We start from the raw sequence: 22,729 nt of genomic DNA on the forward strand, positions 1-22,729 counted from the left end.
GCCTGCCATGTTGAGCTGCCTAGATCAGATGTGCGTAAAATCGGCAAGATTTGTCACCAGTGGATCCCATCCTGGTTTATGCAAATACCACACCTGTGTAGCCGCTGGCAAAAGGAACCTAAATTCGTTTGTGGTTAAATGCATTCTGAATGGCGTTAAAAAGCCGGGTTACTTTATTAAGCAATTCATTTTCTACCCAGTTTTATACATACAGGAAGTTTGTTTACGAACACTATAATTCAGCTAGTTATTTCATCATGAATAGTGGGCATATGTGAGACATTGATCAGATGGGGGTGTTTTTGGGGGTATGAACAAAAATAGAATGCAATATATTCCTTAAAAATCATGTTCTTGTTGTATTAGTTTGAATCCTGTAGGGCGTGCCAAATAAAATCAATCACTTAACAACCTCCTCCAGCCTTCAAAATTTCCCGTGGGACAGATTTGGGACACGACTGCCAAAAGTCGCGTCAATTTGCCTCGCATGCTCTGTCAGATGATTCGGTGCCAGGTGAGCATAGCGCTGAACCATTTCGATGCTCTCTCATCCGCCCATCTCTGTGCTGATGCCAGAGCACAACATGACAAGGCGAAACGCCAGCTCACTGAGGCATAAGCACCCTGATGAATTATTCCCGCTGACAGTCAACGTGCGATGCCTTTTTAGACAGGAATTATATACGTTAACCTGACCATTCAGGATAGATGCGATGTTTCCTGCCAGACAGATTTTCTGAACCGCTGTCAGTCAGGCGCGGATGACGATATTCATTGAAAATATTTTAGAAATAATTATGGCACCTGACTCGGGATCGCGTCAGGCCATTCCTGCTAAATACTTACGGCCGTTAATATCAACCTGTCACCTGTTAAGCGGGGATGGTAAATAATAATTAACCTTTTATAAAAACTTTGCGGGCTATTTTTCTCGTTCTGGTTTCGTGGCGTTACGGCTGGATGATAACAGGTGTTTAGCGTTGGCAGGATTGCAGGTCAGTTGAAGAAAATTCATTCATTATTTTTTCCATTAAAATCAATTTATTGGTTATCGCTCCTGAACGTTGCCAGAATTATTGCGTCAGGAAAAGAACAGGGTGTCAGCGGTAGCATATCGGTGAAAAATTTCCTGGTGCGGACGGTTATGAGCGAGGTATTGATTATTTGCATGCAAGAATTATTTCTCTCAAAAATTCGTTGGTTAATTTTATATTGAGAATGTCACTAATATAGCGATGTGTAGCTGCGTCAATCTGAACGACAGGTCTGAAATGAATTTTAAAATTAACCATTCCGGGTGATGAATCTGCGTCACACAATGCCGATAACACATTCATATCTGACACTCTCATCTACTTACAGCGAGAATTAATATGAAAATATCCACCCGACTTGCAACGGGCTTTGGCCTGCTTGTTGTACTTTTTATTATCTGTACCGGCATTGCGCTCAACGCCCTGAGTAATGCGAGCAAAGGTATGGACGATGCGGTTAACGTCAAAATGAAAAAGTATCAGCTGGTGCTGGATATGCGTGGCAGCATCAGGGATATGGGCATTGCGGTTCGTAACCTGGCGCTCTTAACAGATATTGAGGCAATGAAGCCTGAATGGGAGCGCGTACAAAAACAAGAAGCGCAGTATATAGCCAGCCGTAAGGCTCTGGCTGAGGTGATGCAGGAGGATTCAACACCGCAGGGGCGGGAAGTCATGAGCCGCATTACTGAAGCTGAGGAGCCTGCACTTGCGTCGCTGAAGCAGGCTGGCCGGCTCGGGCTTGAAAATCGTGCTGAGGAAGCCACTGCCTATCTGCTGAACGTCACGCGCCCGGTGCAGAGTACCTTGCTCAAAGCGCTTAATGACATGACGCTGGTCCAGATGAAAAATACGCAGTCCGCTGTTGAAACCAACAGTCAGGCGACACGCCGGGCATCGCTGATCCTGATGTTGCTCGCGGCCGCATCAGCACTGCTGGCAGTGGGAACGTGCGTTATGACCATTCGCGTACTGATGCGTCAGCTGGGCGGCGAGCCTGTACAGGCGCAGACTCTTGCGGCAACCATTGCTTCTGGCGATTTGACGACGCCTGTAACGCTGCGAAACAATGACAGTACCAGCCTGATGGCTTCTCTGGATAACATGCAGGCAAACCTGCGTGGTCTGGTGTCAAAGATAAAAGACTCTGCTGCTTCAGTGGCGCTGGCGGCGGATGAGATATCACAGGGCAATACAGAATTGTCATCCCGCACCGAGGAACAGGCTGCAGCACTGCAGGAAACTGCGGCCAGTATGGAGCAGCTTACCGCCACCGTGAAAAGTAATACGGCCGGCGCGCAGCAGACCGCTGGGTCTGCCCGGGATGCGGCAACGCTGGCACGCGCAGGTGAGGCCGACGTACAGCGTATGTCTGAAACCATGAATGAGATCTCATTGAGCGCGACAAAGGTACGGGACATCACCTCCGTGATCGAAAGCATTGCCTTCCAGACCAACATTCTGGCGCTCAACGCAGCGGTGGAGGCCGCCCGGGCAGGTGAAGAAGGACGCGGTTTTGCCGTGGTTGCCGGTGAAGTCAGAACGCTTGCACAGCGCAGTGCAAATGCTGCTCGCGACATCAAACAGCTGATTGAACAGGCCGTTGAGCAGGTCGAAAGCGGCGTTGAGGTGGCAGCAGGTACAGGGCAGAGCATATTGAAGATTGTCAGCATGGTGGGCGAACTGGCAGAGGCCATGGATAATATTTCACTGGCTTCTTCAGAACAGATGCAGGGCATTTCTCAGGTTAGCATTGCGGTAAGTCAGATGGATGGTGTCACGCAGAATAACGCTGCGCTGGTTGAAGAGTCCTCTTCGGCGTCTCAGTCTCTCTCTGAGCAGGCGCACGCTCTGCGGGGGATGGTGGACACATTTCGTGTCTGACGTAAAAGGGCTCAGCGTTCCTGAGTAGAAATCAGACTAAAGACGCTCAATAAATCACGTGCATATTGGGGATTGAGTCGGGTGGGGCGGAAAGATGTTTGCTGAATTTATTCTGCAGCCGTCCCAACCTTTCAACAGAAACCTACCCCGCCATGTCAGGCTGGCCAAAACACGCTGGCCTTATTTCGCAACCTTTGATGGGGTCTGCGAATTGGCTTGAGACGTTACGCTGTTTATTCTCACATCTATAATGCGGTCGGTTGCTGGGTTGTGAGTATTCGCTGCCAATGCGAAAGCAACCCGATAGCAGGCACGGTTTCCGCAATCTGTCCGGGATGCTATAAATGCATAAATGATCTGCATGGATGCCATGATGAAAAAAACACTCTCACTTATCGCCGTCATGTTATTCGTCGGCTGCCAGTCCCATACTAAACAAACAGCAAGGCAGTCATTCAGGTTTCCAACCGCTTCCGAGATAAGAAGCGAGTGCGAATCGCAAACCTACTCGCAAATAGCAAATAAAGATACTCATCTGTGGCTTTGTCAGGCCGTTACCGCAATACAGTATCGGTTTTTTGACGCGAACTTATATCACGGTAAGACCTGTGATTTGGTCATTACGCAACCCTTAGGTCAGCCACCGACAAACGTCACTGCGCAGGGCGGAGATGCTGATCTGTGCGCCGTCGCTATCGATGCGGTAAAGCAGGCGATAGATGCCAACACCTTTCCCATGCGGCCTGCGTATCTGAAAGAAAAGATACCGGTGCGTTTTGCACCCTGACTGGCTTTGTCCTGATCAGAGCGTTGCTGCATAAGCGTAACCATAGGTAACAAAGTTCGCCGTTTAACCGCTGTATATCACGCCGTCAGCCCGGCCAGGCTATGCTCAGCATCACCGACATAACACGTATCTTTATGGAGATTTACGGCAATGAAAAAACAGTGGATTGCGGCCCTGGCAGCGGCAGGCCTTCTTTTAGTTGTTAGCGCCCAGGCAGAGGCAAAAGGCTGCCTGAAAGGCGCTGTCGCTGGCGGCGTGGCAGGTCATCTGGTTCATCATGGCGTTGCCGGTGCGGCAGCTGGCTGCGCGGTGGGCCACCACATGGCCGCCAAAAAACAGAAAGAGGCGGAACAAAAGCAACAGCAACAGTAAACCGCGCCGGGCATATTCAAAGCCGGGTGATAATCTTTTGCGACTGGCTGAGAGCGATGTCTGATTTAGCCCTGGCCAGAAATAAGTCTTATAAATATGAAAAAGCGTCGCGAAGGACGCTTTTTAGGTTTTGCTGTCAGAGGCTGGGCTTTACATCGACAGTGTATGGAACTGAGTAGCTGCAGCTTCCAACTGGTGTCTTCTGCTTTGTGATGAGTCTTTGCCTCATCAGTAAGTTATCCAACCCCGCAACTCTCTACTCAGAATCCAATATTCACCCGAATCATAATCATCTGGTCGCGGGTTCGCTGTGCATCAAGCCCCAGCGTTCCCTGGTAAGCGATTCCGGGCGTGATATTGTGCGGCAGCAGAAAATCGACCGCGGTGCCTGCCGTTAACGTCTGGCGGCTTGGCTCGGTCAGCGGTACTCGCCACGTGTCGTTGCCCGTATCAGCATAACCCACGCGAGCGATACCATTGTTGCTGAGTGTCTGCGCATACTCCACACGGCCCTGCAAGCGCAGCGCGATTTGACCGCTTGTTACCCGATGCTCACCGCGCAGCCCGGCGCCACCAATGATCTGAGAAACCATTTGCGGGGCATAAGCCAGACTATATGCGCCTGCGCCGGACTCACTGTAGCCATTAAGCCATGTGCGGTAATACTGCAGGCGGCCATAAGGTGATAACAGGCTGTCTGTGGTTCGCAATTCATAGCCTGAGGTCAGCGAAGCGAAAATCTGCCGTCCGGAACGGCTGCCGCGAGCTTCACTGGAGGTGCCGGTGATGACGCGTTTGCTATCGAAGTCCATCACGCCATGCCCAAGCAGGCCGTCCACGAAGAACGTCCCTGGATGATAGCTGCCATACAGTGCTGTGCTGAATGCGCGCCCGTTGGTCCGCGTGCCGCTGTCGCCAATGTCGCTGACGTCACGGCCAAAACCAATACCTAATCCTGCCGCGACGGCGGAAGTGAAGCGGTAGTCGGCACCGGTAGACACGCCCACGGTGGTATGACTGAAATGCACGCCGCCGGCTTTATCACCACCAAAATCAACATAGCCCCCTGTCCAGTAAGACAGGCGCTGTACCTGCCTGCCGGTGGAGAAGGGCAGCGCGGGGAGAGAGGGCTGCGCCGGACGGTGATCATTGAAGGCTTTCTGCTGCCACGCGGTTGCCCACATTTTCTCGTCAGCATCATGCTCTGCCTGAGCCGATGGCAGCGAAAAGCGGATGCCGTTGATGTCCGAAGGGAGCTCGCCGCCGCTGTGTAACTGTTCCAGCCTGTCGCTGAAGTTTCGTAGCTGCGCGCGAGCGAAACTCTGCGCGGCACGATACTGAGCGCTGACCAGACCAATGACATCTGCGTCCTGCGCAGGATTGGGACGGGCGGTAATAGTCAACGTCACGCTGGCCGGCGGCGTTGTGCCGGCAGGGCCGGTCAGCACATAGCGCAGTGCGACGCTGCCACTGGCCTGTGCGGCTGCGGTGAAAAACAGCTGAAACTCACTTCCCGACGCATGTATTTCCGCTTTGCCGAGACTGCTTTCCGGTTGATCAAGCAACTGCGCGCCGGTAAACGGACCGCCTGTCGCACCGCTGGTCAGGTTCACCATGACCGACTGACCGGCAACAAGCGTGGCGCTGTGGTCAGTGGCCTGAGGCCCGGCAGCCGTCACCGACAGCGTGTAATTAACCCGCAGGGTAGCGCCGACAGCATCGGTAACCTGAACACTGAACTGGCTATTACCGGCTGCCTGTGGCACGCCGCTGAGCTGTCCATCAGCGAACGCCATGCCCGCAGGCAGCGTTCCGCCAGACAGCCAGCGATAGGGCGCAGCTCCTCCCGTCACGCTGAAAGTCTGTGCGTACATTTTTCCTGCTTCAGCTGGTGGCAACTGACCGCCTGCGGGTTGTAGCTGCAGGACTGACTGCGTAGCTGCCGTGACAGCCAGGGTATAACTGGCTGTGCCGCGGTTACCCAGGCTGTCTGCTGCGGTGATTTGAAAACGATAATTCCCGGCTGCCTCAGGTGTGCCTGAGAGTTTGCCTGTCGGGCTGTCCAGGCTGATGCCTGCTGGCAGGTTAAGCGCGCTGAAGGAATAGGGTGCCGTCCCGCCTGCTGCGGTCACTGTTGTTGTCCAGTCGCTGCCGGCGGTTGCAGGCTGCAGCGTTCCGCCGGGTGGCGAAAGCGTCAGGACGAACTGCGACACGCTGATTAAAACCTGCGCGCTATTGGAAGTTCCGCTACTGTTGCTGGCGGTGTAAGTGAGACTGTCGCTTCCCGAGAATCCTGCAGCAGGTTGGTACGTTATGCTGGTGCCGGATACGGTAATGCTGCCGTGTGAAGGTGGAGTAATGATGGTAATGGACGTCGCGACGCCGCCGGAAAGGCTGAGAGGCAGCGTATTGTTGTTGCTGTTGGCGGCGACCGTGGCGGCACTGGTGCTGGCTGAGGGGGCCGCAGCGTTGATAGTCAGCGTGTAGCTGGCGGAGCCGCTGGCGCCTAGGGCGTCCGTCGCGATGACCTGGAAGTGATAATTTCCTGCCGCTGCGGGCGTTCCGGACAACGTACCGGCGGATGCGTTCAGCGACAGGCCAGGCGGCAAAGCGTTGCTGCTCCAGGTATACGGAGCCGTGCCGCCTGAGGCGGTGAGCGTCTGCGACCAGGTGTTGCCGACCGTCGCGGCGGACAGCGCACCCGATGCCGGTGACAGCGCCAGCGCGGGAGCGCTGACAGTCAGCGTTACGGTAGCATCCGCAGAGGTTCCACCCCCATTTGCGGCATGCCAGACAAAGCTGTCGCTGCCGGAATAACCTGCTGCCGGCGTATACATCACGTCAGTACCTGAAACCGTGGCGCTACCGTGCGCCGGAGGCGTTACGAGAGTTACCGACGTCGCCGCCCCACCGCTGAGCGCCAGCGAAATAGTGTTATTGGTGCTGTTGGCCGCAACGGTTGAACTGCTGTTTGCCGACGCTGGCGGCGCTTCTGCACGGGTCACGCTGATGCTGTACCCGCGGGTGGTGCCATCCTGCGCGCTCACCACCACGGAAATAGTGTTGCTTCCGACGTTCAGCGCGATGGCCTGCGAGGCCGAACCCGAAGCCACTGATGAGCCATTGACTGTCACCGTGGCATGGCTTTCATTCACCACCGGCGTTACCGTCACCGACGAAACATCGAAGTTAACCGATGCGCTGTAATTGCTGGTGGCGGCACTGAAAGAGGGTGAGAGCGCGCCGGCAGACAATGACAGACCTGACAACGTGGCATCGCTGGATGACGATGTTGCACTGGTACAGTTAAATACGAGGTTACTGATCTGTCCATGCGAGGTGGTAACCCGCACGGCCAGCCCGTTGGCCTCCAGACTGCCGGCCGGCACGGTGATTGTCACGGTGTGGGAAGAGGTTGTCGTTGAGTTTACGGCGTTGTAAGTCTGAGCATTACTCAGGTCAAAACGGGCCACGCTCAGACTGTCGGCGTTCATGGGAGTGCCGCCCACAGCAGAACCGCTGTCGGTAAAGCTCAGCGTCAACGCGTCGCCAGCGGTAAAGTCCGAGGCAGGATACCTGTTGGCGCTATAGGACAGAGAGGTGGAACCTGACAGGGCATTGACGGTAGCACAGCCGTTAGATAACGCTGAGGCTGACGGAGTGATACCCCAAAAAAAAGCAGCCGTTATCAGCCAGGCGTAAATACGCCCGGCGGTTAAAGAAGCATTCATGCGCTACCCAGAGATGATTAATATTTTTATGTTTTTTATGTTACCGGGAAGCGACGATGACAAAAGCGTAATTAAGGGAGTAAAAACCGGCTATCACGCGGGTTAGGCAATAATACGCGAGTGCGTTGTCTGAACTCATGCTGTCACATCGGCTCAGGCTTTCTCATCGAACCAGTTCTGAAACCCCGCTATTGCATCAGGCATCATGTCGCGTGCGCGTTCCATAATCAGGGGCTCCGCAGAGCGCAGTCCGTTCTGCGGGTGCGAGGACTCGCACAGTGCCAGAGCCAGGTCTGAAGCATCAAGCATCGCCAGGTTGACTCCGACGCCAACCGGCGGCATCAGGTGAGCGGCATCGCCAATCAGGGTGATGCCCGGCCGCGGTGCCCAGCCAAAATCGGCAGGCAGGCTGTAAATCGGGCGTCTGACATAGTCACCGGTGGCGTTCACCACCAATTGCAGGGAAGCGGCCCAGTCGCGGTAGCTGTCGCGCACCCAGGCGGTGAGGCCGGAGGAGGCCTGGTGTTGATCGATGACATCAGGGGCGCGCTTCATCGCCGCATAGACGCAAATCCTCCCGCCGCCGTTGCGTTGCGTGACCAGCGCCTGCGCACCGCCAAAACTGAACGCGGTCCCGTTGCCGGCAATGCTGTTGATTTGGTCGGACGGGTGATCTATCCAGCCTTCGAAAAAGGTAATGCCGGTATAAACCGGACGTACCGGCGTCAGGTAACTGCGGACCCGCGACCAGGCACCGTCAGCACCAATCACGATATCGGCTTCGTAGCGCCTGCCGTTTCTGAACACCAGCCCGTGCGCTTTTTGCCGGCCATAGTCAACGTAATGCAGTTTGTGATCCCACTGCAGGGTCTGCGGTAACAGGGCGCTCAGCAGCAGGTTTTTCAACTCGCCGCGATCGATCTCCGGTTTATCCATTTCACCTTCCGGCGTGAATCTGTCGACCTCAATGTCTCCGGTAAGGTAATTCAGCATCCGGCTTTCCTGATCCTCATGCCTGGCGATGTTGATGAACTGCTCCAGCAGGCCCGCTCTGCGCAGCGCCGCCTGGCCGCTGTCAGCATGCAAATCAAGCGAGCCGCCCTGACTCCGCGCAGCATCCGCCGGCTCATCCTCAAACACCGTTACGTTAAAACCGTGGCGCTGAAGAATCACGGCCGCCGTGAGGCCTGCCGGGCCGCCGCCCACAATAGCGATAGTCAGTTTGTCCGACATGTCTGTTCTTCCCCAATGTGAAAGTGGATACTGTATAATCACAAAGTTGACATATCAACTACGCCACGGGATGAATAATGAGCAGCACAGAGATTTCAGACGCAGAGTGGCAGGCATGGCGCGGATATCGCCGGCTTGCTGAAGTCATCACCGGACGCATTGTCAGAGAGATCAATGAGGCGACCGGGTTGTCCGGTCCGGATTTCATGATCCTGATGGAAATCAACAGCAGTCCGCAGGGCGTACTGCTGCAGCGTGAGCTGCTGGAATACCTTGAGTGGGACAAGTCGCGGCTATCGCACCAGCTTTCACGTATGGCCGCCCGGGATCTGGTACAGCGCAGCCGCGCGACTCGCGCAGGGATTTCAGTCCGCATGACAGAGGCAGGGAGCCAGCTGCTTGCTACAGCGCGGCCGATACATGCCGCGGGCGTGCGGCGAAATTTCCTCGATTTGCTGACGCCGGAAGACATCGAAGGGTTGATCGCTATCACCGGGCGGTTACGGCAGTCTGCCAGCGGTTTTATCGAATAATTCCCGGCCGGTCAGGTTCAGACACTCCTTCTGCAACCGGCACAATCGCGGCAGCCGTTGACGGGATCATGTGAAAGACTAATTAAAACAGGGGTTTGTATTTTTCGCGCTGTCAGGCTGTTGACAGCCTCTTCGTGCTGGCCCTAAATTGAGCAGTCGCTCTAATTTTGAGCCTGGTCCTGCCGCTGATGGTGAAAACAATGTTACTGAGAGCCTCCTCCTGTTTCTGGCGTTATCTGATGAAGAACCTTCTGACGTATGCTGCCATTCTGTTTGCCGGTGGGTTAGCCACCGCGAATATGGCCAGTGCTGCCGTCACCCATGTCGCTATCTATCGCGGCGGTGCCGGTTGTCCGGGCTGCTCCGAAATGGTCCGTAAAGCGCTGGAACAGAGTGGTCTGCCGCTGGACATCGCCTATGTCGGAGAGCAGGAAAAAATAAAGGTCACGGAGGATAATCTCGCCAGTTTTGATGTGTACATCCAGCCCGGCGGCGGGCAGGACATCCCCGGCGCCTTTGCTGCGCTGGGCGACGAAGGGGCTGAGGCCATACGCAAATTTGTCCGCAATGGAAAAAGCTTTCTCGGATTGTGCATGGGCGCGTATCTGGCCGATGAAAACTGGCTGGGGCTGATCCCCTCATCGCTGGACTCTGAAGTCATGCGCAAGGGGACTAACATACCCGACGAAGGCGATTACGTTGTCGATGTTGTCTGGCAGGGGAAAACCGAAAAATTTTATTATCAGGATGGTCCTTACCTGAATGCCGAAGACGCGCACGGCTTCGTCGCTCTGGCGCGCTATGCCAACGGTGATATCGCGCTGGCGAAATATACTTACGGTAAAGGCACGGTGCTCCTGAGCGGACCGCATCCGGAAGCGGATGAAAGCTGGATGGCGCCGGAGAAAAACAATCCGGCCTACACCTCAGCCGGCAGCAAGATGGCCAGACTGATTAATGATTTAAAGTCCGGGAGGTAAGCGGCTATGTGGAAAAATCCCCGCTAGCGACAAAGTTTCTGCAAGGCGGCCATTATCTCAAGAAAAAAATGTGTCCGCTTATCCGCAGAGTAGTTAAGAATAAGCGCGCTTGAGTAACCGTCAATCAGGGCGTGAAGATTACGCGCCACCTCGTCTTTACCTGCTTCGCTGAGGTGGCTAAATGCCTGGCCGGATAAGCCCTGACGGATGATCGCCGTCCACGTCTGAGTACTGGAGAGCAGCAGCTGCTCAAATTGCTTATCCCTTGCCGCCAGCGGCCACAACTCGAGGTAGATCAACCAGTGAGAAGCCGGCCCGTCTGGCAGGAGATAATCCACCAGCGCACGAAAAAAGGCGTCATGCTGTGAATCATCCCTCTTTTCGCTCTCTACAGAGAAAGCGGCAACGTCCTCATCCAGCATGAAAGCAATCGAGTCCAGCCTCAGCGCATCCCAGTTTTTGAAATAGTGGTAGATATGGCTGCGGGATATGCCCAGCGTATTGGTCAGATCGCGGGTTGAAACATTGTTGAAGCCGCGCTCCCGAAAAAGCTGCAGCGCCGCGAGAATGATATTTTTCTTAACCGTTTCTTTTTTCACGTTCAACCTTAAAAGACACCGTTTTCCTGAACGTTAATTCAGCAACCTGTCGCCGGACCTGCCTTTCTGCGTTACGCCTTAGCGTGTTTCTCATTAACCAGCCAGCGTACCTTAGCAGAAAATTTTCCCCCTGTCGGGGGCGGGATTGCAGCAGGCCAGCCAGGGTTTGAGCGCAGTGCGAGGGCGCGGCTGCGGCGCAAACATGGGCTGTGCAGTCAGGGCGGTGCAGGATTTTATTCCGTCGCCATCCGGTAAAAATCGTGACCGGCCTCACACTTTCTCGTTTCTGACTATACTCAAACCTCCTTTTTATCCCGTCATTGACCAGGTCTTGAATCACCCATGGACGATAGCAAGCAAAATCCTTCGCAGTCTCAATCAGATGATGGCGGCAGCCTGACGTTTACTGTTCAGCAGCGCCTGTTTTTTGTGGTGTTAGTCGCCACGATGGGCGCGCTGGCGTTTGGCTACGACACCGGCATTATTTCCGGCGCGCTGCCCTACATGACGCTGCCCGCCGCGCAGGGCGGTCTCGATCTCACGCCATTTACCGAAGGGCTGGTGACCTCTGCGCTCACCTTTGGCTCCGCGCTCGGCGCGTTCATCAGCGGTTATGTCTCGGACCGCTTTGGTCGCCGTATCACGTTACGCAGCCTTGCCCTGTTGTTCATTGCCGGGGCGTTAGGCACCACGGTTGCGCCGAATCTGGAAATCATGGTGGTGATGCGCTTTATTCTGGGTTTCGCGGTGGGCGGCGGATCGTCAACGGTTCCGGTCTTTATCGCTGAAATTGCCGGGCCTAAGCGCCGGGCACCGCTGGTCAGCCGCAACGAACTGATGATTGTGTCAGGGCAACTGCTGGCTTACGTCGTCAGCGCCGCCATGAGTTTGCTACTGCACGATCCGGGCATGTGGCGCTATATGCTGTCGCTGGCGATGATCCCCGGCATTCTGCTGTTTATTGGCACCTTTTTTGTCCCGGCCTCACCGCACTGGATGGTGGCGGAAGGGCGTTTTAATGAGGCGCTGCGTATCCTGCGCAAACTGCGGGAAAATCCGCGCGAGATTAAAAAAGAGATGGCAGAGATGCGGCAGAATGCCCGCGAAGCCCGTCAGGGGCCACCCGCACGCGAACTGTTAAAAGAGAAATGGATTGTGCGTCTGCTGCTGCTGGGCTGCGGCATGGGCATCGTCGCGCAGTTTACCGGCGTCAACGCCTTCATGTATTACACGCCAGTCATTCTGAAAAGTACCGGGCTGGGCACCAGTGCTTCGATTGCGGCTACCATCGGCAACGGGGTGGTATCGGTACTGGCCACCTTTGCCGGCATTAAAGCCATCAGTCATTTCGGCCGGCGCCCGATGCTGATGACCGGGCTGGCGGTGGTGATTGCGATGCAGCTGGCGCTGGGCGCGGTGCTGGTTCTCATGCCACAAAGCCTGACGCAAAGCCTGCTGGCGCTGGCGTGTATTCTGGTGTTCCTGTTCTTTATGCAGATGTGCATTTCCCCGGTTTACTGGCTGCTGATGTCGGAGTTATTTCCGATGAAAGTTCGCGGGGTATTAACCGGTTCAGCGGTAGCGTTTCAGTGGATATGCAACGCCGTGGTGGCGCTGGCATTTCCGCCTTTGCTGTCGCTGGTTGGTAATAAGGCGTTCTTTATCTTTGCCGCAATCAACGTGGCTTCCCTGGTGTTTATTGCCGTGATGTTGCCGGAAACCCGGGGGAAATCACTGGAAGAAATTGAATCCCACATGCGCGAGCATTTTGGTGAACCTGCGGATCAAGCCGCGTCATCAGGCTGAATCGTCGTCATGCTGCGGCAGGTTGCGCCAGCGCCTGCCGACAGAAACCTTTGTCGCGGCACCCGCCGCGGCATTTTTCATGCTCGCTAAAATAAATCCTGTTACAGGCTTCATTTCAGAACTTGCCTGCACCGGTTCGCTCAATAGGGTCTACAGTGTGACGTGAGGTTCTCATCAACGTGAAATGGAGGAAGTAAATTTGTCTATTCAACACGACGGGAAAGGGCACGTCATTATTGGCGAAGCGGCACTAAGCCTGGCTTTGGGCAAAAAGAAGATCAGCGTTAATACGCTTATCGACGAGCTCAGACACATGAAACGCGCTGGCGGCAGCGACACACGCCTGTCCGCGATTTCAGAGGCGATCGGCTGGCTCAGAAGCTTTGATGAGCCTGAGCAGGCCGCGATCCATGTGCCGTACCTGCAGACGCTTGCAGGCCTGAACGACGAGAAGAACTGACGCCATAAGACGTAGTCCGGCTCTGGCCGGAAGACGACAACGTAGATGACCTCATCGGACGCGCGTTAGCGTGTACCGGCCGGAGAAAACTGTCAGGGATGACGTCTTCACCACCATCAAACCTCGTATTAACGATTTTCGGCAACGCGGCATGTGGCAACGGATGCGGGCTTTAGCGACGGATGTGCAACGCGCTGAAGGTGAGCGGATGAATCAAACGATCAGCGACCAAACAGCATCGCCAGCAGGGAACGTGCCTGTTCCGCTTCGACGTCATCGTCCGTGTCATTGATGTGCCCGATAAGCTTGAGACAGATCGCGGTGCGCGTCAGCCGACGTTCCTGACGCAAAATTTCAACGGTGATGCGCCCCAGTAGCGCAATCTGGCGGGGATCGGTGACCTGACTGAAGTAACCGGCTAGTCCGGTATTGTGACAAGGCGGCAGCCCGTTGTTTCTCATTTGTCCACCTGCAGCACACGATCATCTTGTAGGGCGCAAAGTAACCGATACGATATCGTCTGTACAGCAACAATCCTCTCCCCGTGTCAGGAAATCAGCGGGTTGTCCAAACCGATACCGTTTTTCCTGCCGCTGAACCCAGCCATCATGCCGGTTATTTCAGCGCGTAAGCCCCTGAGATTAAGGTGTTAGCATTTTTTGCACAAGAACGTAGCTAATACAGAAACAGTATTGCTGTACAAGTTTTATTTCTTTGTATAAGTTTACGCACAGAGAGAAGCGACGGTATTTTAACCATTCGAGGGGTTCATCATGCGTCAGAATGTTGCAAAATTTCCAGACAGCGCCAGTGAGATTGCCCGCTATTTCAGCAGAGCGACAGCACCTACTCAGCAGGAAACGCTGGGGCAGATTGTCGTTGAGATCCTGCGCGCAGGAAAAAACCTCAACCGTAAGGCGATCTGCACCAAACTGCTGAGACGCCTTGAGGTCGCGGCGAATTATGAAGAAGAGCGTCATTACCAGACGCTGATTGGCATGCTGTTTGAACGCTGATACGAAAAGGGATAATCGGTGGTACCTGCAGCATGCGCTTTATGACCCGGGAAGGGTCAGCCACTTGTCCGAAAGGGCACAGTCCCGCAGGGGGTGGGCATGCAGAGAAGTCAAATTGAACGTTTAACCGAAATCGTTCTGGGCGAGGCGGTGGTCAGGCTGCTCGATAATAATGAACGAATCAATGTGGCGACCGTTTCAGCCCGACTCCGGTCAATGGCCGCAGAGGAATTTAATCCCGATCGTCTGGAGGCGATCAGGATCGCCATCAGAGAGCTGCAGATGCAGTCAGCAGCCCGGGAAAATCGTGAAAAGCCGATGGCTGCTCTGGGCGGGATGCCACAACCCAGGGCTGGTAAAAAGCATTAATGACAGGGACGGTACGATCTCGTGATTAACCGGAGTGTGGCAGGACGCCCGGCATAACATGGCCATCTCAGGATGGCCGATTTTTTGGCGACCACCGGGCTGTCAGCAACGCCCGGTTTATGGATAACGACACATGCAAACCAACGAACACCCATTCAGCGCGGAAGCGGCCCTTATTCACCATTTTCGCAGCGGCGGTGAGCGCTATGCAGCCGAAGCCGCGGCCCTGGATGCCGTAATTCGCGATATCGTCATCCATGGCCAAAAAGTGACGAGCAAAACCATCATCCTGTATCTCATCGCAGAGCTTGAGATGACTACCGATATTGTCAAACTGGATGTACTGCGCAACGTGCTTGAAATCGTGGTCGGCAGAACGCCGGATGATGAAGGGTTCTGAAAAGGTTAGTAAGCAGGAGCAGTGCATTAAGCTTAGTGCATCTGCTTCACAAGCATACTGATGGCATTTAAACAGGCTTGCCGCTGTTTATCTTCGCTTGCCGTTTCGCCAAGATGATGCAGGGCATGGGTGATATCCTGAAGTGTCAGGTGCTGGTCCGGCTTAAGAAGGCGTGCCACAACCGTTCCAATAACGGCGTAGATATCTTCGGCGGTGGTGTCATCGCTCAAATGACCTCCATCCGTTGGTGGATAAGCATACAGTATAGCAGAAACCACAGCGTCAGGCGCGGCAGATTGTCAGGTAGCGATCAGTGCAGCTTGCCGGAAAAAGAAAAATGCCCGGCAGTGAACGCCTCTTTCTTCACCGCGCTCATCTCCATTTCCCGTCTGACGTCCTCAATGACACGCAGCACAGCACGAATGCGGTCACTGTCTGTTTCGCGGTCAAGCATCGCCTGCAGCCTGTCGTTAAGGGCCGCCCAGCTTATGGCGACGTTATCATCAAGTAACGCCGTTACGGCTTCTCCAATGATGATATCCGCCATTTTATCGTCAAAATTGTTTTTCATCAGTCTGTCCGGCTGCGGTTAGGGCAACGAGCTTACCACAGGAATCTCACCCGGACACATTGAGCACATCAAACTCCGCTAAAAGAAGCCGGACGCGGGTTATCGGCGCAATGATCAGCATATTGAGTTGCCGGCGTTGCAAAGAAGATGACATTTGCGTTCGCGCCGGCCATCACGGCGCTACTTTCTGACGGGATCCGCAGCTTCAGCGCGCCCGCTGACTTCTGAAGCCGTCTGATCCAGACGATAAAGTAAGGTGTCGCCGCGTTCGCAGTAACGCGCCGGCCAGATCATCGCCCCGTTACCGTCCTCCACGTACTTCACACCCAGTCCCTCCACCACAGCCCATGGCTGGGCCAGCGCACTGCGGTACCGAAGTAACTCGCGCGCCATGGAGACCGCCTCCGGTTCGTTCTCCTCCGGATGGCTGGATATAAACTGCAGTCGGGCATCGCTCAGCATTGTCTTCTCCTGTGAGCCTGACGTTTTATCTCTTCACACGTTCTGCGTCGTCAGGCTTAACCGCTTTCAGATCGCCTCGCGGCTTTCAGGCCATGCCACGGCGCCGCCCTCAGGCGTAAACAGGCTGCCCTGGAAATCGATGATCCCGGCCGCCTCCAGCCACATCCACTCTTCGGGACGCTCAATACCGGCTGCAATGACGTTAATTTCCAGCGCCGAACAACAGCGGATGACCGCCTGCATCACCGCCTGCTTCGGGCCGCTACGATGAATATCACGTACAATATTTGCGCCGATACGTACCCGGTCAGGCTGGACGTGCGCCAGTAAAGAGAGACCGGCCGAGCCGTCGCCAAAGTTATCAATTGAAAGGCTGATGCCTGCCTCTTTCAGCTGTCTGACCGCCGTGGAAAAGTCTTCGAGCCGGGAGATGACTTCCGTTTCGCTCACGCCAAGAATGATTTGCTGCGGCACCAGCTCCGCCTGCGCGATGGCGCTGACCAGCTGACTTACCGCATTGGGAAGACAAACCAGCGTCATCGGCAGGATACTGATATACAGCGTCATGCCATCGGGACAGGCCTGGCCGGCTTTATGCAGTGCGTCTGTCACCACGTTGAGGTCATGAGTGTAACGCTCATGTTCCCCGAGTCCGGCGGGTTGCGCGTGCGGAATCGCCTCAATGGCCGTCACTTCACGGCCAAGGGGATCAACCACAGGGCGGAAAGTGACGCCACTGGCTGGCGCGGGAGATTGCCCTTCTGCGGGGATGAACTCCCAGCAATCAGCTGGCGGCACTTCAAAGTAGTTCTCTTTTTCACGCGCTTCGACAAAGGTTCTGAGGAACTGTAGCCCGCGATCGTCATAGGTCAGCTGATATTTCGACGTGCCGCGATCGAGCACCGCCTGCAGCACACTGCCGCTGTGGTGAGTACGCAAATCGAACAGCTCCATGCCGGCATTACCGAAACGCCGCGAAGGGGAGTAGTCGCGCATCAGCTCGACCACATTGTGATGACGCTGGTCGGCACAGATGCGGGCGTAGATTGCCAGAACGCCTTGCTCCGGCCCTTCCAGGATTTGAAAAAAGTGCGTGCCGTTAAACAGCAGGATGCCGGTAACATGATGCTCTGCATTGAGCAGACTCGCTTTTGCCACCATCTCCGGCAGGATATTGACGGGAACATCTTCAGAGATGTGGCTGCGATAAATTATTGTTGTAAGCATTATACGCTCCAGATTGTCGCGATTGTCCTCTGACACCTTAGCAGCATGGGTTAAATTGTGAAACGTCCGGGCTGAGCGCTGCCCAGCGGCTGTTTGAGCCCGGTAAAAGGGGGAAGGCGCGAGTCAAAGGTCGGAAAAGGTGCTGAGGACAGCCTGGCGGCCGCGCTGAAAAGACAAGCGGCGCTTTAAAGCGCCGCTTCGGATGAGCCTGCCAGTGAGCGATAGTGGCCCGTCAGCAGGTCTTTAGCTCTTATACCGCTGCTACTCGCGGGTTTTACCCTCTTCGATAAACTCTTCGTCGATCTCTTCGACGTTTTCCCGGTTGTCGCGGCCGGAGAGCAGATTCCAGCAGGCGATGAACAGGGCAGCGATCAAGGGGCCAATCACGAAGCCGTTGATGCCGTACACTTCCATGCCGCCCAGCGTGGCAATCAGGATCAGGTAATCCGGCATTTTGGTATCTTTGCCGACCAGCAGCGGACGCAGGATATTGTCCACCAGCCCGACCACGATAACGAAGAAGCCCACCAGGAACAGGCCTTTCCACAGCGCACCGGTGGCGAAGAAGAAGATGGCCGCTGGCACCCAGACGATAGCCGAGCCGACTGCTGGAATCAGCGACAGGAACGCCATCAGCGCACCCCACAGCAGGCTGCCGTCGATGTCGGTGATCCAGAAGGCAAAGCCACCAAGCACCCCCTGAACCACGGCCACCACCACCGTGCCCTTGACCGTCGCGCGCGATACGGCGGCAAATTTCATCAGCAGATGGTGCTTAACATAGGTGGAGAGCGGCAGCGCTTCGAGAATCAGCCCGACCAGCCAGGCGCCGTCTTTCAACAGGAAAAACAGCAGATAAAGCATCACGCCAAAGCCCACGGTGAAGGTGAAGGTCCCTTTACCGATCAGGAATACGCTGCCCGCCATATATTGTCCGCCCTTCAGCGCAAAGCCGGAGAGTTTTTGCTGAATCTGTGCGGCATTGTTCAGATCGTGATCCGCCAGCCAGGTTTGTGCCCACTCCGGCAGATGCTGCAGCAGCGAGGCAAACACCGTCGGGAACTGCGCGGAATTGGTTTGCAGCTTGGTGTACACCGTATTGATCTCAACCACCAGCGACGAGGTGATGATTGCCAGCGGCGTGAACACGATCAGGCAGATAATCAGTAAGGTCACAAAAGAGGCCAGCCCGTTGCGGTCGCCCATTTTACGCCGCAGCAGTGATTTCAGTGGCGCAAAGATCACCGCCAGAATCGCCGCCCACAAAATGGCGGAGAAATAGGGCGCCAGCACATCAAAAAAGGCGATCGTGACAATCGCCAGAATCACTATAAAGAAACCGATATTTAACCCTTTAACACGCATGCAAAAGCCTCGCAGATAAACGTAGCGAATGAACTATAGAACGGCTTTTGCGGAATGTAATGTTTTTAGCGCGCAAGGCAAGGCGTGCAGGATGAAAAGCTGTCCCGATCTGTCCGCGCGATGTCCGCTCACAGGCTGGCGCGCCAGGGCGGCGGCGGCGATGATAGTCCTGAACCCTGACAGGAGAGTGCCATGCTGGAATTACGTCCTAACTGTGAATGCTGCGATAAAGATCTGCCGCCGGCCTCGTCTGATGCGCGCATCTGCTCGTTTGAGTGCACGTTTTGCGTTGACTGTGCGGAAGGCGTGCTGGCGCAGCGTTGCCCGAACTGTGCGGGTGAGCTGGTACGGCGGCCGATACGTCCGGCGCAGGCGCTGCTGCGCCATCCGGCTGCAACTCAGCGATATCATGTTTCTGCGCCACCCCGCTAAATTCGCCAGCGCAATTGGATTAATAGCCGGCGCATAATTATTGTGCGCCCGCTTGCTGGTTATTTAACCTTACGCTTCAGCTTAGTGAAAAATTAGCGTTATATTAATCACGCACATCGATTAATTGCCAGGGCAGCAATAGGGCTCTCGTTATCAATGAAATGTGCCGGCCAGCTAGTTTGCCGGTCGGCTTAAATGGCGGCATAACTAAAAAATAGTATGGCTTAATTTTTATCTCTTAAATTCAATGCATTGTGATTTTGTGTCGATATCTTATACGGGCTGGCTATATTTCCTGACGACAGCTGGTCAGAGCACGGACCTTATTTCCTTTCGCGTTATTTATGTTTGATGGTTATTTTTGCTGTCATGAAGTTTTTTACGGTTTTTTCTGAAAATAGAATTTTTCTGAAAGTATTTTGCCCTGATGAATGTTATTCTTTCCGGGCAATGCTAGTGATGTGGCGTTGTGTGCTTCAGTTTTACCCTCTTTTTAGCAGGGTTTCCCCGCTTTATGCTTTTTATGGAAATAGCATTGTCCGCCCGATCCCCGCGATCGGGTTTTCTTTATTTCCGCTGAATTAACTGCTTATTTCCCTGCCAGCCTTATCGTGCCACGCCACCATAAAGTCTCCACAATCGTTAAGAAAGCGCTAACCTGGCGTAATGTATTGTAAGTATCCGATTTTTAAGACTTTTGGAAATGCTGTTTTAGCTTTGTTTAGGCAATAGTAAGCCTCAACGGCGCGCAGACTGCCGTTATCCCTGGAGGTAACACCATGAAAAAAACAACACTTACGATTATTGCGTCATTTATTGCATGCAGCACACTGTTTTCCAGCGTCTCCTGGGCCGACGGTCCCGGTGACCCTCGCTGGGACCCGCACGGCGGCGACCGCCATCAGGATCGCGGCCCGGGTCCCGATCATCATGATCGTCGTGACTTTGGCCACGATCGCGGACCGGGCCCGGATCGTCACGACCACTATGCTGACCACCGTATGCCGGAGGGACATCGCGGCGGCGATCGCTTTGCCTGGCGCGGTCATGATTTTCGCCGTGGTTATCCGGCACCGCCGGAGTTCCGTGGTCCACACTATCGCGTCGACGACTGGCGGGCGCGCGGTCTGTATGAGCCGCCGCGCGGCGAGCACTGGGCCTTTATCGACGGAAATTATGTGTTAGTGGCGGCCGCGACCGGCATTATCACCGCCATTTTGCTGAATAACGCATTTAACTAATCCTGCCGCACGGATGGCGACGGCCATCCGTGTTTCTCTCCGCTTTCACCGCTCACCAGGTTATTCTCTGGACAACCCGTTTTTCCTTTCAACGTGTTAAGGAGTCATGATGACCATGGTAAAAATGGTGGCGGTGGATATGGACGGCACCTTTCTCGACGATAAAAAACAGTACAACCGGGCACGTTTTCAGGCCTGCTATCAGGAGATGAAGCGGCGCGGCATCAAATTTGTGGTCGCCAGCGGTAATCAGTATTACCAGCTCAAATCCTTCTTTCCCGACATCGCCAGTGAGATCGCCTTTGTCGCCGAAAATGGCGCGTGGATCCTCGATAGGGATGAGGAGCTGTTCTGCGGCGCGTTCTCGCGCGAGGATGTTAATGCCGTGCTCGATACCCTGCAGCGCGGTAACTATCCCAACCTGAAATACATCCTCTGCGGCCGTAACAGCGCTTATCACTTCAACACCATGGATGAGCAGTGGCTGGTCAAAATGCGTCACTACTGCCATCGCCTCAAGGCGATCGATAGCCTCGCGGACGTGGGCGATGACCGGCTGTTCAAGTTTGCGCTGAATCTGTCCGATGATTATGTCGATATTCTGATGGCTGACATTGAGCGTCTGCATCAGGGCGCGGCGGCGGCGACCTCCAGCGGGCACGGCTCGGTGGATTTGATTGTGCCCGGCTTGCACAAAGCTAACGGTTTGCGCCTGCTGCAGCAGCGCTGGGACATCAGCAGCGATGAGGTGCTGGCGTTTGGCGACGGCGGCAACGATCTGGAGATGCTGGTGCAGTCGCGCTTCAGCTTTGCCATGCAGAATGCGCCGCAGCGGGTCAAAGACGCTGCGCGCTACGGCGCACCGTCCAATAACCAGGAAGGCGTACTGCAGGTGATTGAGCAGATGCTGGCGGGGGAAGGGCCGTTTGCTGGCTGAATAAGCAACGGGCAGCATGCGCTGCCCGAAAGGCTCAGACGACGCGCCACGCGGCGGTAATCATCTCCGTGAGCGTGGCGGGATCATAATTGACCCAGCCGTTTTTGCTGTTGGCGCGCGCCACAATCCAGTCGACCTCTTCCGCAGCGAGGGTTGGTCCTTCCAGCCAGAACGGCACGATTGCCTGCTGCTGCAGCCAGGCTTTCAGCGCCAGCGCCGGCGGTGCCGTTTCATCGGGCAGCAGGCGTTCAGCCAGCGCCGCCATCAGCCGCAGCTGTTCGGGGTGCGCGCTCTCCGCCAGTACATCAAGGAACGGGAACAGCAGACGACCGCAGACTTCGCCGTGATGGAACGGTCTAATCGCCCCCAACTCGCCGGCAATACCGTGGATCACCCCTAAACCCGCGCTGCTCAGGCTGACGCCGCCGAGCCATGATGCCATCATCATCGCTTCACGTGCCGCATCGCCGCGGCTGTCGTCCTGATTGAGGTACGGCCACGCCTGCATGAACAGTTGCAGCCCGTTGAGCGCGTTTTGCTGACTGAACAGGTTGCCCTTGCGTGACAGATAAGCCTCGAACAGGTGGGTAAAGGCATCAATGGCGCAGGTAGCCAGTACACGATCCGGCGCACCTTTGAGCAGATCGGGATCGAGAATCGCCACCTGCGGCACAAACACCGGATGGCGCAGTGAGGCCTTCACCTTAATGTGCTGCTGATCGGTCACCACCGCATTCTGCGTGACCTCGCTGCCGGTGCCGGCGGTGGTAGGAATGGCGATCAGCGGTAGCGTGACCGCCTGTACCGGCGTATCGCCCACTTTCTCGAGGTAGCGCGCGATATTCAGCGGATGCTGCATCATGGCGCCAAAGGCTTTGGCCGCATCCAGCACGCTGCCGCCGCCGATGGCGACAACGCGATCGACGTGGCCACGCCAGCGCGTCACCCAGCCATCGATCTCGTCTGGCGAGGCTTCATGGCTGACAATTTCATAGCCCAGAATGTGATCGTTCAGCGTCGCGCCCAGGCGTGCCCACGCCGGACTGTTGAGAAATGAGCGGCCGCAGAACAGCAGCGTGGGCTGCGGATTCGCCGCCAGCAGCGGGACCAGGCGGTCGATGCTGCCACGGCCAAACAGGGTTTGTTGATTACTGTACAGCTCAATCAGATTCTCACTCACCTGCAGATCCTTATCGGTTGGCATAAAACAGCTAGTGTAACCAAAAGCCACGCCGCTGCCGGGGCAAACATTCTGATAAACCTCCGACAAAAAGTTGATCACCTTCGCAA

Annotated in this window: 24 protein-coding genes and 1 pseudogene; 13 read left to right on the plus strand and 12 right to left on the minus strand. The window is 55.3% G+C overall.

The features are described from left to right. Positions 1 to 424: 424 nt before the first annotated feature. Positions 425 to 562 (minus strand): annotated as a pseudogene (locus ERD80_RS02080) (integrase); the annotation flags it as partial. A gap of 811 nt (positions 563 to 1,373) precedes the next feature. On the opposite strand from ERD80_RS02080, the gene ERD80_RS02085 reads away from it, so the two are divergent. The 3 genes from ERD80_RS02085 to ERD80_RS02095 all read left to right on the plus strand — a co-directional run bounded on the left by ERD80_RS02085 (position 1,374) and on the right by ERD80_RS02095 (position 4,077). Then, the gene (locus ERD80_RS02085) at positions 1,374 to 2,918 is read left to right on the plus strand and encodes a methyl-accepting chemotaxis protein (protein ID WP_136545621.1); all 1,545 of its coding nucleotides are present in this window, start codon (positions 1,374 to 1,376) and stop codon (positions 2,916 to 2,918) included. A gap of 361 nt (positions 2,919 to 3,279) precedes the next feature. Further along, positions 3,280 to 3,705 carry a cell envelope integrity TolA C-terminal domain-containing protein gene (locus ERD80_RS02090; protein WP_236569491.1) on the plus strand — a complete coding sequence of 142 codons (426 nt, stop codon included), beginning with the start codon at positions 3,280 to 3,282 and terminating at the stop codon, positions 3,703 to 3,705. Positions 3,706 to 3,855: 150 nt separating this feature from the next. Beyond that, positions 3,856 to 4,077: a hypothetical protein gene (locus ERD80_RS02095; protein WP_136545622.1), complete on the plus strand. Its 222-nt coding sequence runs from the start codon at positions 3,856 to 3,858 to the stop codon at positions 4,075 to 4,077. 260 nt (positions 4,078 to 4,337) lie between these two features. On the opposite strand, the gene ERD80_RS22370 is transcribed toward ERD80_RS02095, so the two are convergent. Next, positions 4,338 to 7,571: an autotransporter domain-containing protein gene (locus tag ERD80_RS22370; protein ID WP_168926245.1), complete on the minus strand. Its 3,234-nt coding sequence runs from the start codon at positions 7,569 to 7,571 to the stop codon at positions 4,338 to 4,340. A 390-nt stretch (positions 7,572 to 7,961) separates the two neighbouring features. Continuing rightward, positions 7,962 to 9,041 carry an NAD(P)/FAD-dependent oxidoreductase gene (locus tag ERD80_RS02120; RefSeq protein ID WP_136545623.1) on the minus strand — a complete coding sequence of 360 codons (1,080 nt, stop codon included), beginning with the start codon at positions 9,039 to 9,041 and terminating at the stop codon, positions 7,962 to 7,964. Between the two features lie 77 nt (positions 9,042 to 9,118). On the opposite strand from ERD80_RS02120, the gene ERD80_RS02125 reads away from it, so the two are divergent. Together ERD80_RS02125 and ERD80_RS02130 are read left to right on the plus strand one after the other, a co-directional pair. Continuing rightward, positions 9,119 to 9,574, plus strand: coding sequence for a MarR family winged helix-turn-helix transcriptional regulator (locus ERD80_RS02125; RefSeq protein ID WP_136545624.1), 456 nt, complete (start codon positions 9,119 to 9,121; stop codon positions 9,572 to 9,574). Between the two features lie 299 nt (positions 9,575 to 9,873). Further along, positions 9,874 to 10,554 (plus strand): BPL-N domain-containing protein, encoded by a 681-nt coding sequence (locus ERD80_RS02130; protein ID WP_248295811.1) that lies wholly within the window; start codon positions 9,874 to 9,876, stop codon positions 10,552 to 10,554. Positions 10,555 to 10,577: 23 nt separating this feature from the next. Here ERD80_RS02130 and ERD80_RS02135 read toward each other — a convergent pair whose 3' ends face one another. Continuing rightward, positions 10,578 to 11,153 (minus strand): TetR/AcrR family transcriptional regulator, encoded by a 576-nt coding sequence (locus ERD80_RS02135; protein ID WP_168926246.1) that lies wholly within the window; start codon positions 11,151 to 11,153, stop codon positions 10,578 to 10,580. 342 nt (positions 11,154 to 11,495) lie between these two features. On the opposite strand from ERD80_RS02135, the gene ERD80_RS02140 reads away from it, so the two are divergent. Next, a complete protein-coding gene (locus tag ERD80_RS02140; protein ID WP_136545625.1) occupies positions 11,496 to 12,959 on the plus strand; it encodes a sugar porter family MFS transporter in 1,464 nt (487 codons plus the stop codon). On the opposite strand, the gene ERD80_RS22375 is transcribed toward ERD80_RS02140, so the two are convergent. Beyond that, entirely contained in the window at positions 12,951 to 13,091 is a 141-nt protein-coding gene (locus ERD80_RS22375) for a hypothetical protein (protein ID WP_168926247.1), read from the minus strand. The two genes, ERD80_RS02140 and ERD80_RS22375, sit on opposite strands and share 9 nt — an antisense overlap. A 67-nt stretch (positions 13,092 to 13,158) precedes the next feature. On the opposite strand from ERD80_RS22375, the gene ERD80_RS02145 reads away from it, so the two are divergent. Continuing rightward, positions 13,159 to 13,419: a hypothetical protein gene (locus ERD80_RS02145; RefSeq protein WP_031279895.1), complete on the plus strand. Its 261-nt coding sequence runs from the start codon at positions 13,159 to 13,161 to the stop codon at positions 13,417 to 13,419. A gap of 221 nt (positions 13,420 to 13,640) precedes the next feature. On the opposite strand, the gene ERD80_RS02150 is transcribed toward ERD80_RS02145, so the two are convergent. After that, positions 13,641 to 13,880 carry a biofilm development regulator YmgB/AriR family protein gene (locus ERD80_RS02150; protein ID WP_021508614.1) on the minus strand — a complete coding sequence of 80 codons (240 nt, stop codon included), beginning with the start codon at positions 13,878 to 13,880 and terminating at the stop codon, positions 13,641 to 13,643. A gap of 312 nt (positions 13,881 to 14,192) precedes the next feature. Between ERD80_RS02150 and ycgZ the strand changes: the two genes are divergently transcribed. The 3 genes from ycgZ to ERD80_RS02165 all read left to right on the plus strand — a co-directional run bounded on the left by ycgZ (position 14,193) and on the right by ERD80_RS02165 (position 15,204). Then, positions 14,193 to 14,435 carry a regulatory protein YcgZ gene (ycgZ, locus tag ERD80_RS02155; RefSeq protein WP_021508613.1) on the plus strand — a complete coding sequence of 81 codons (243 nt, stop codon included), beginning with the start codon at positions 14,193 to 14,195 and terminating at the stop codon, positions 14,433 to 14,435. A gap of 99 nt (positions 14,436 to 14,534) precedes the next feature. Beyond that, on the plus strand, positions 14,535 to 14,804 hold the full coding sequence (locus tag ERD80_RS02160; protein ID WP_136545626.1) for a hypothetical protein: 270 nt from the start codon (positions 14,535 to 14,537) through the stop codon (positions 14,802 to 14,804). Positions 14,805 to 14,937: 133 nt separating this feature from the next. Beyond that, positions 14,938 to 15,204 (plus strand): biofilm development regulator YmgB/AriR family protein, encoded by a 267-nt coding sequence (locus ERD80_RS02165; RefSeq protein WP_136545627.1) that lies wholly within the window; start codon positions 14,938 to 14,940, stop codon positions 15,202 to 15,204. Positions 15,205 to 15,236: 32 nt separating this feature from the next. Here ERD80_RS02165 and ERD80_RS02170 read toward each other — a convergent pair whose 3' ends face one another. From ERD80_RS02170 to ERD80_RS02190, 5 genes are all read right to left on the minus strand, one after another. Further along, positions 15,237 to 15,434 carry a hypothetical protein gene (locus ERD80_RS02170; protein ID WP_058769419.1) on the minus strand — a complete coding sequence of 66 codons (198 nt, stop codon included), beginning with the start codon at positions 15,432 to 15,434 and terminating at the stop codon, positions 15,237 to 15,239. A gap of 80 nt (positions 15,435 to 15,514) precedes the next feature. Beyond that, positions 15,515 to 15,775: a hypothetical protein gene (locus ERD80_RS02175; protein WP_021508609.1), complete on the minus strand. Its 261-nt coding sequence runs from the start codon at positions 15,773 to 15,775 to the stop codon at positions 15,515 to 15,517. Positions 15,776 to 15,955: 180 nt separating this feature from the next. Beyond that, on the minus strand, positions 15,956 to 16,237 hold the full coding sequence (locus tag ERD80_RS02180; protein ID WP_125311782.1) for a hypothetical protein: 282 nt from the start codon (positions 16,235 to 16,237) through the stop codon (positions 15,956 to 15,958). A gap of 66 nt (positions 16,238 to 16,303) precedes the next feature. Further along, a complete protein-coding gene (locus ERD80_RS02185) occupies positions 16,304 to 17,464 on the minus strand; it encodes a diguanylate phosphodiesterase (protein WP_136545628.1) in 1,161 nt (386 codons plus the stop codon). 261 nt (positions 17,465 to 17,725) lie between these two features. Then, a complete protein-coding gene (locus tag ERD80_RS02190; RefSeq protein WP_058769423.1) occupies positions 17,726 to 18,829 on the minus strand; it encodes an AI-2E family transporter in 1,104 nt (367 codons plus the stop codon). A 192-nt stretch (positions 18,830 to 19,021) separates the two neighbouring features. Here ERD80_RS02190 and ERD80_RS02195 point away from each other — a divergent pair, with 192 nt between their 5' ends. The 3 genes from ERD80_RS02195 to ERD80_RS02205 all read left to right on the plus strand — a co-directional run bounded on the left by ERD80_RS02195 (position 19,022) and on the right by ERD80_RS02205 (position 21,439). Next, on the plus strand, positions 19,022 to 19,261 hold the full coding sequence (locus ERD80_RS02195) for a DUF1272 domain-containing protein (RefSeq protein WP_136545629.1): 240 nt from the start codon (positions 19,022 to 19,024) through the stop codon (positions 19,259 to 19,261). A gap of 779 nt (positions 19,262 to 20,040) precedes the next feature. Then, positions 20,041 to 20,502 carry an RcnB family protein gene (locus tag ERD80_RS02200; protein ID WP_021508605.1) on the plus strand — a complete coding sequence of 154 codons (462 nt, stop codon included), beginning with the start codon at positions 20,041 to 20,043 and terminating at the stop codon, positions 20,500 to 20,502. 109 nt (positions 20,503 to 20,611) lie between these two features. Further along, positions 20,612 to 21,439 carry a Cof-type HAD-IIB family hydrolase gene (locus ERD80_RS02205; RefSeq protein WP_136545641.1) on the plus strand — a complete coding sequence of 276 codons (828 nt, stop codon included), beginning with the start codon at positions 20,612 to 20,614 and terminating at the stop codon, positions 21,437 to 21,439. A gap of 34 nt (positions 21,440 to 21,473) precedes the next feature. On the opposite strand, the gene ERD80_RS02210 is transcribed toward ERD80_RS02205, so the two are convergent. After that, positions 21,474 to 22,619 (minus strand): iron-containing alcohol dehydrogenase, encoded by a 1,146-nt coding sequence (locus ERD80_RS02210; RefSeq protein WP_136545630.1) that lies wholly within the window; start codon positions 22,617 to 22,619, stop codon positions 21,474 to 21,476. Positions 22,620 to 22,729: the final 110 nt, after the last annotated feature.

The sequence above is a fragment of the Pantoea sp. R102 genome, from assembly GCF_004916815.1.
Classification (GTDB): Bacteria; Pseudomonadota; Gammaproteobacteria; order Enterobacterales; family Enterobacteriaceae; genus Pantoea; species Pantoea dispersa.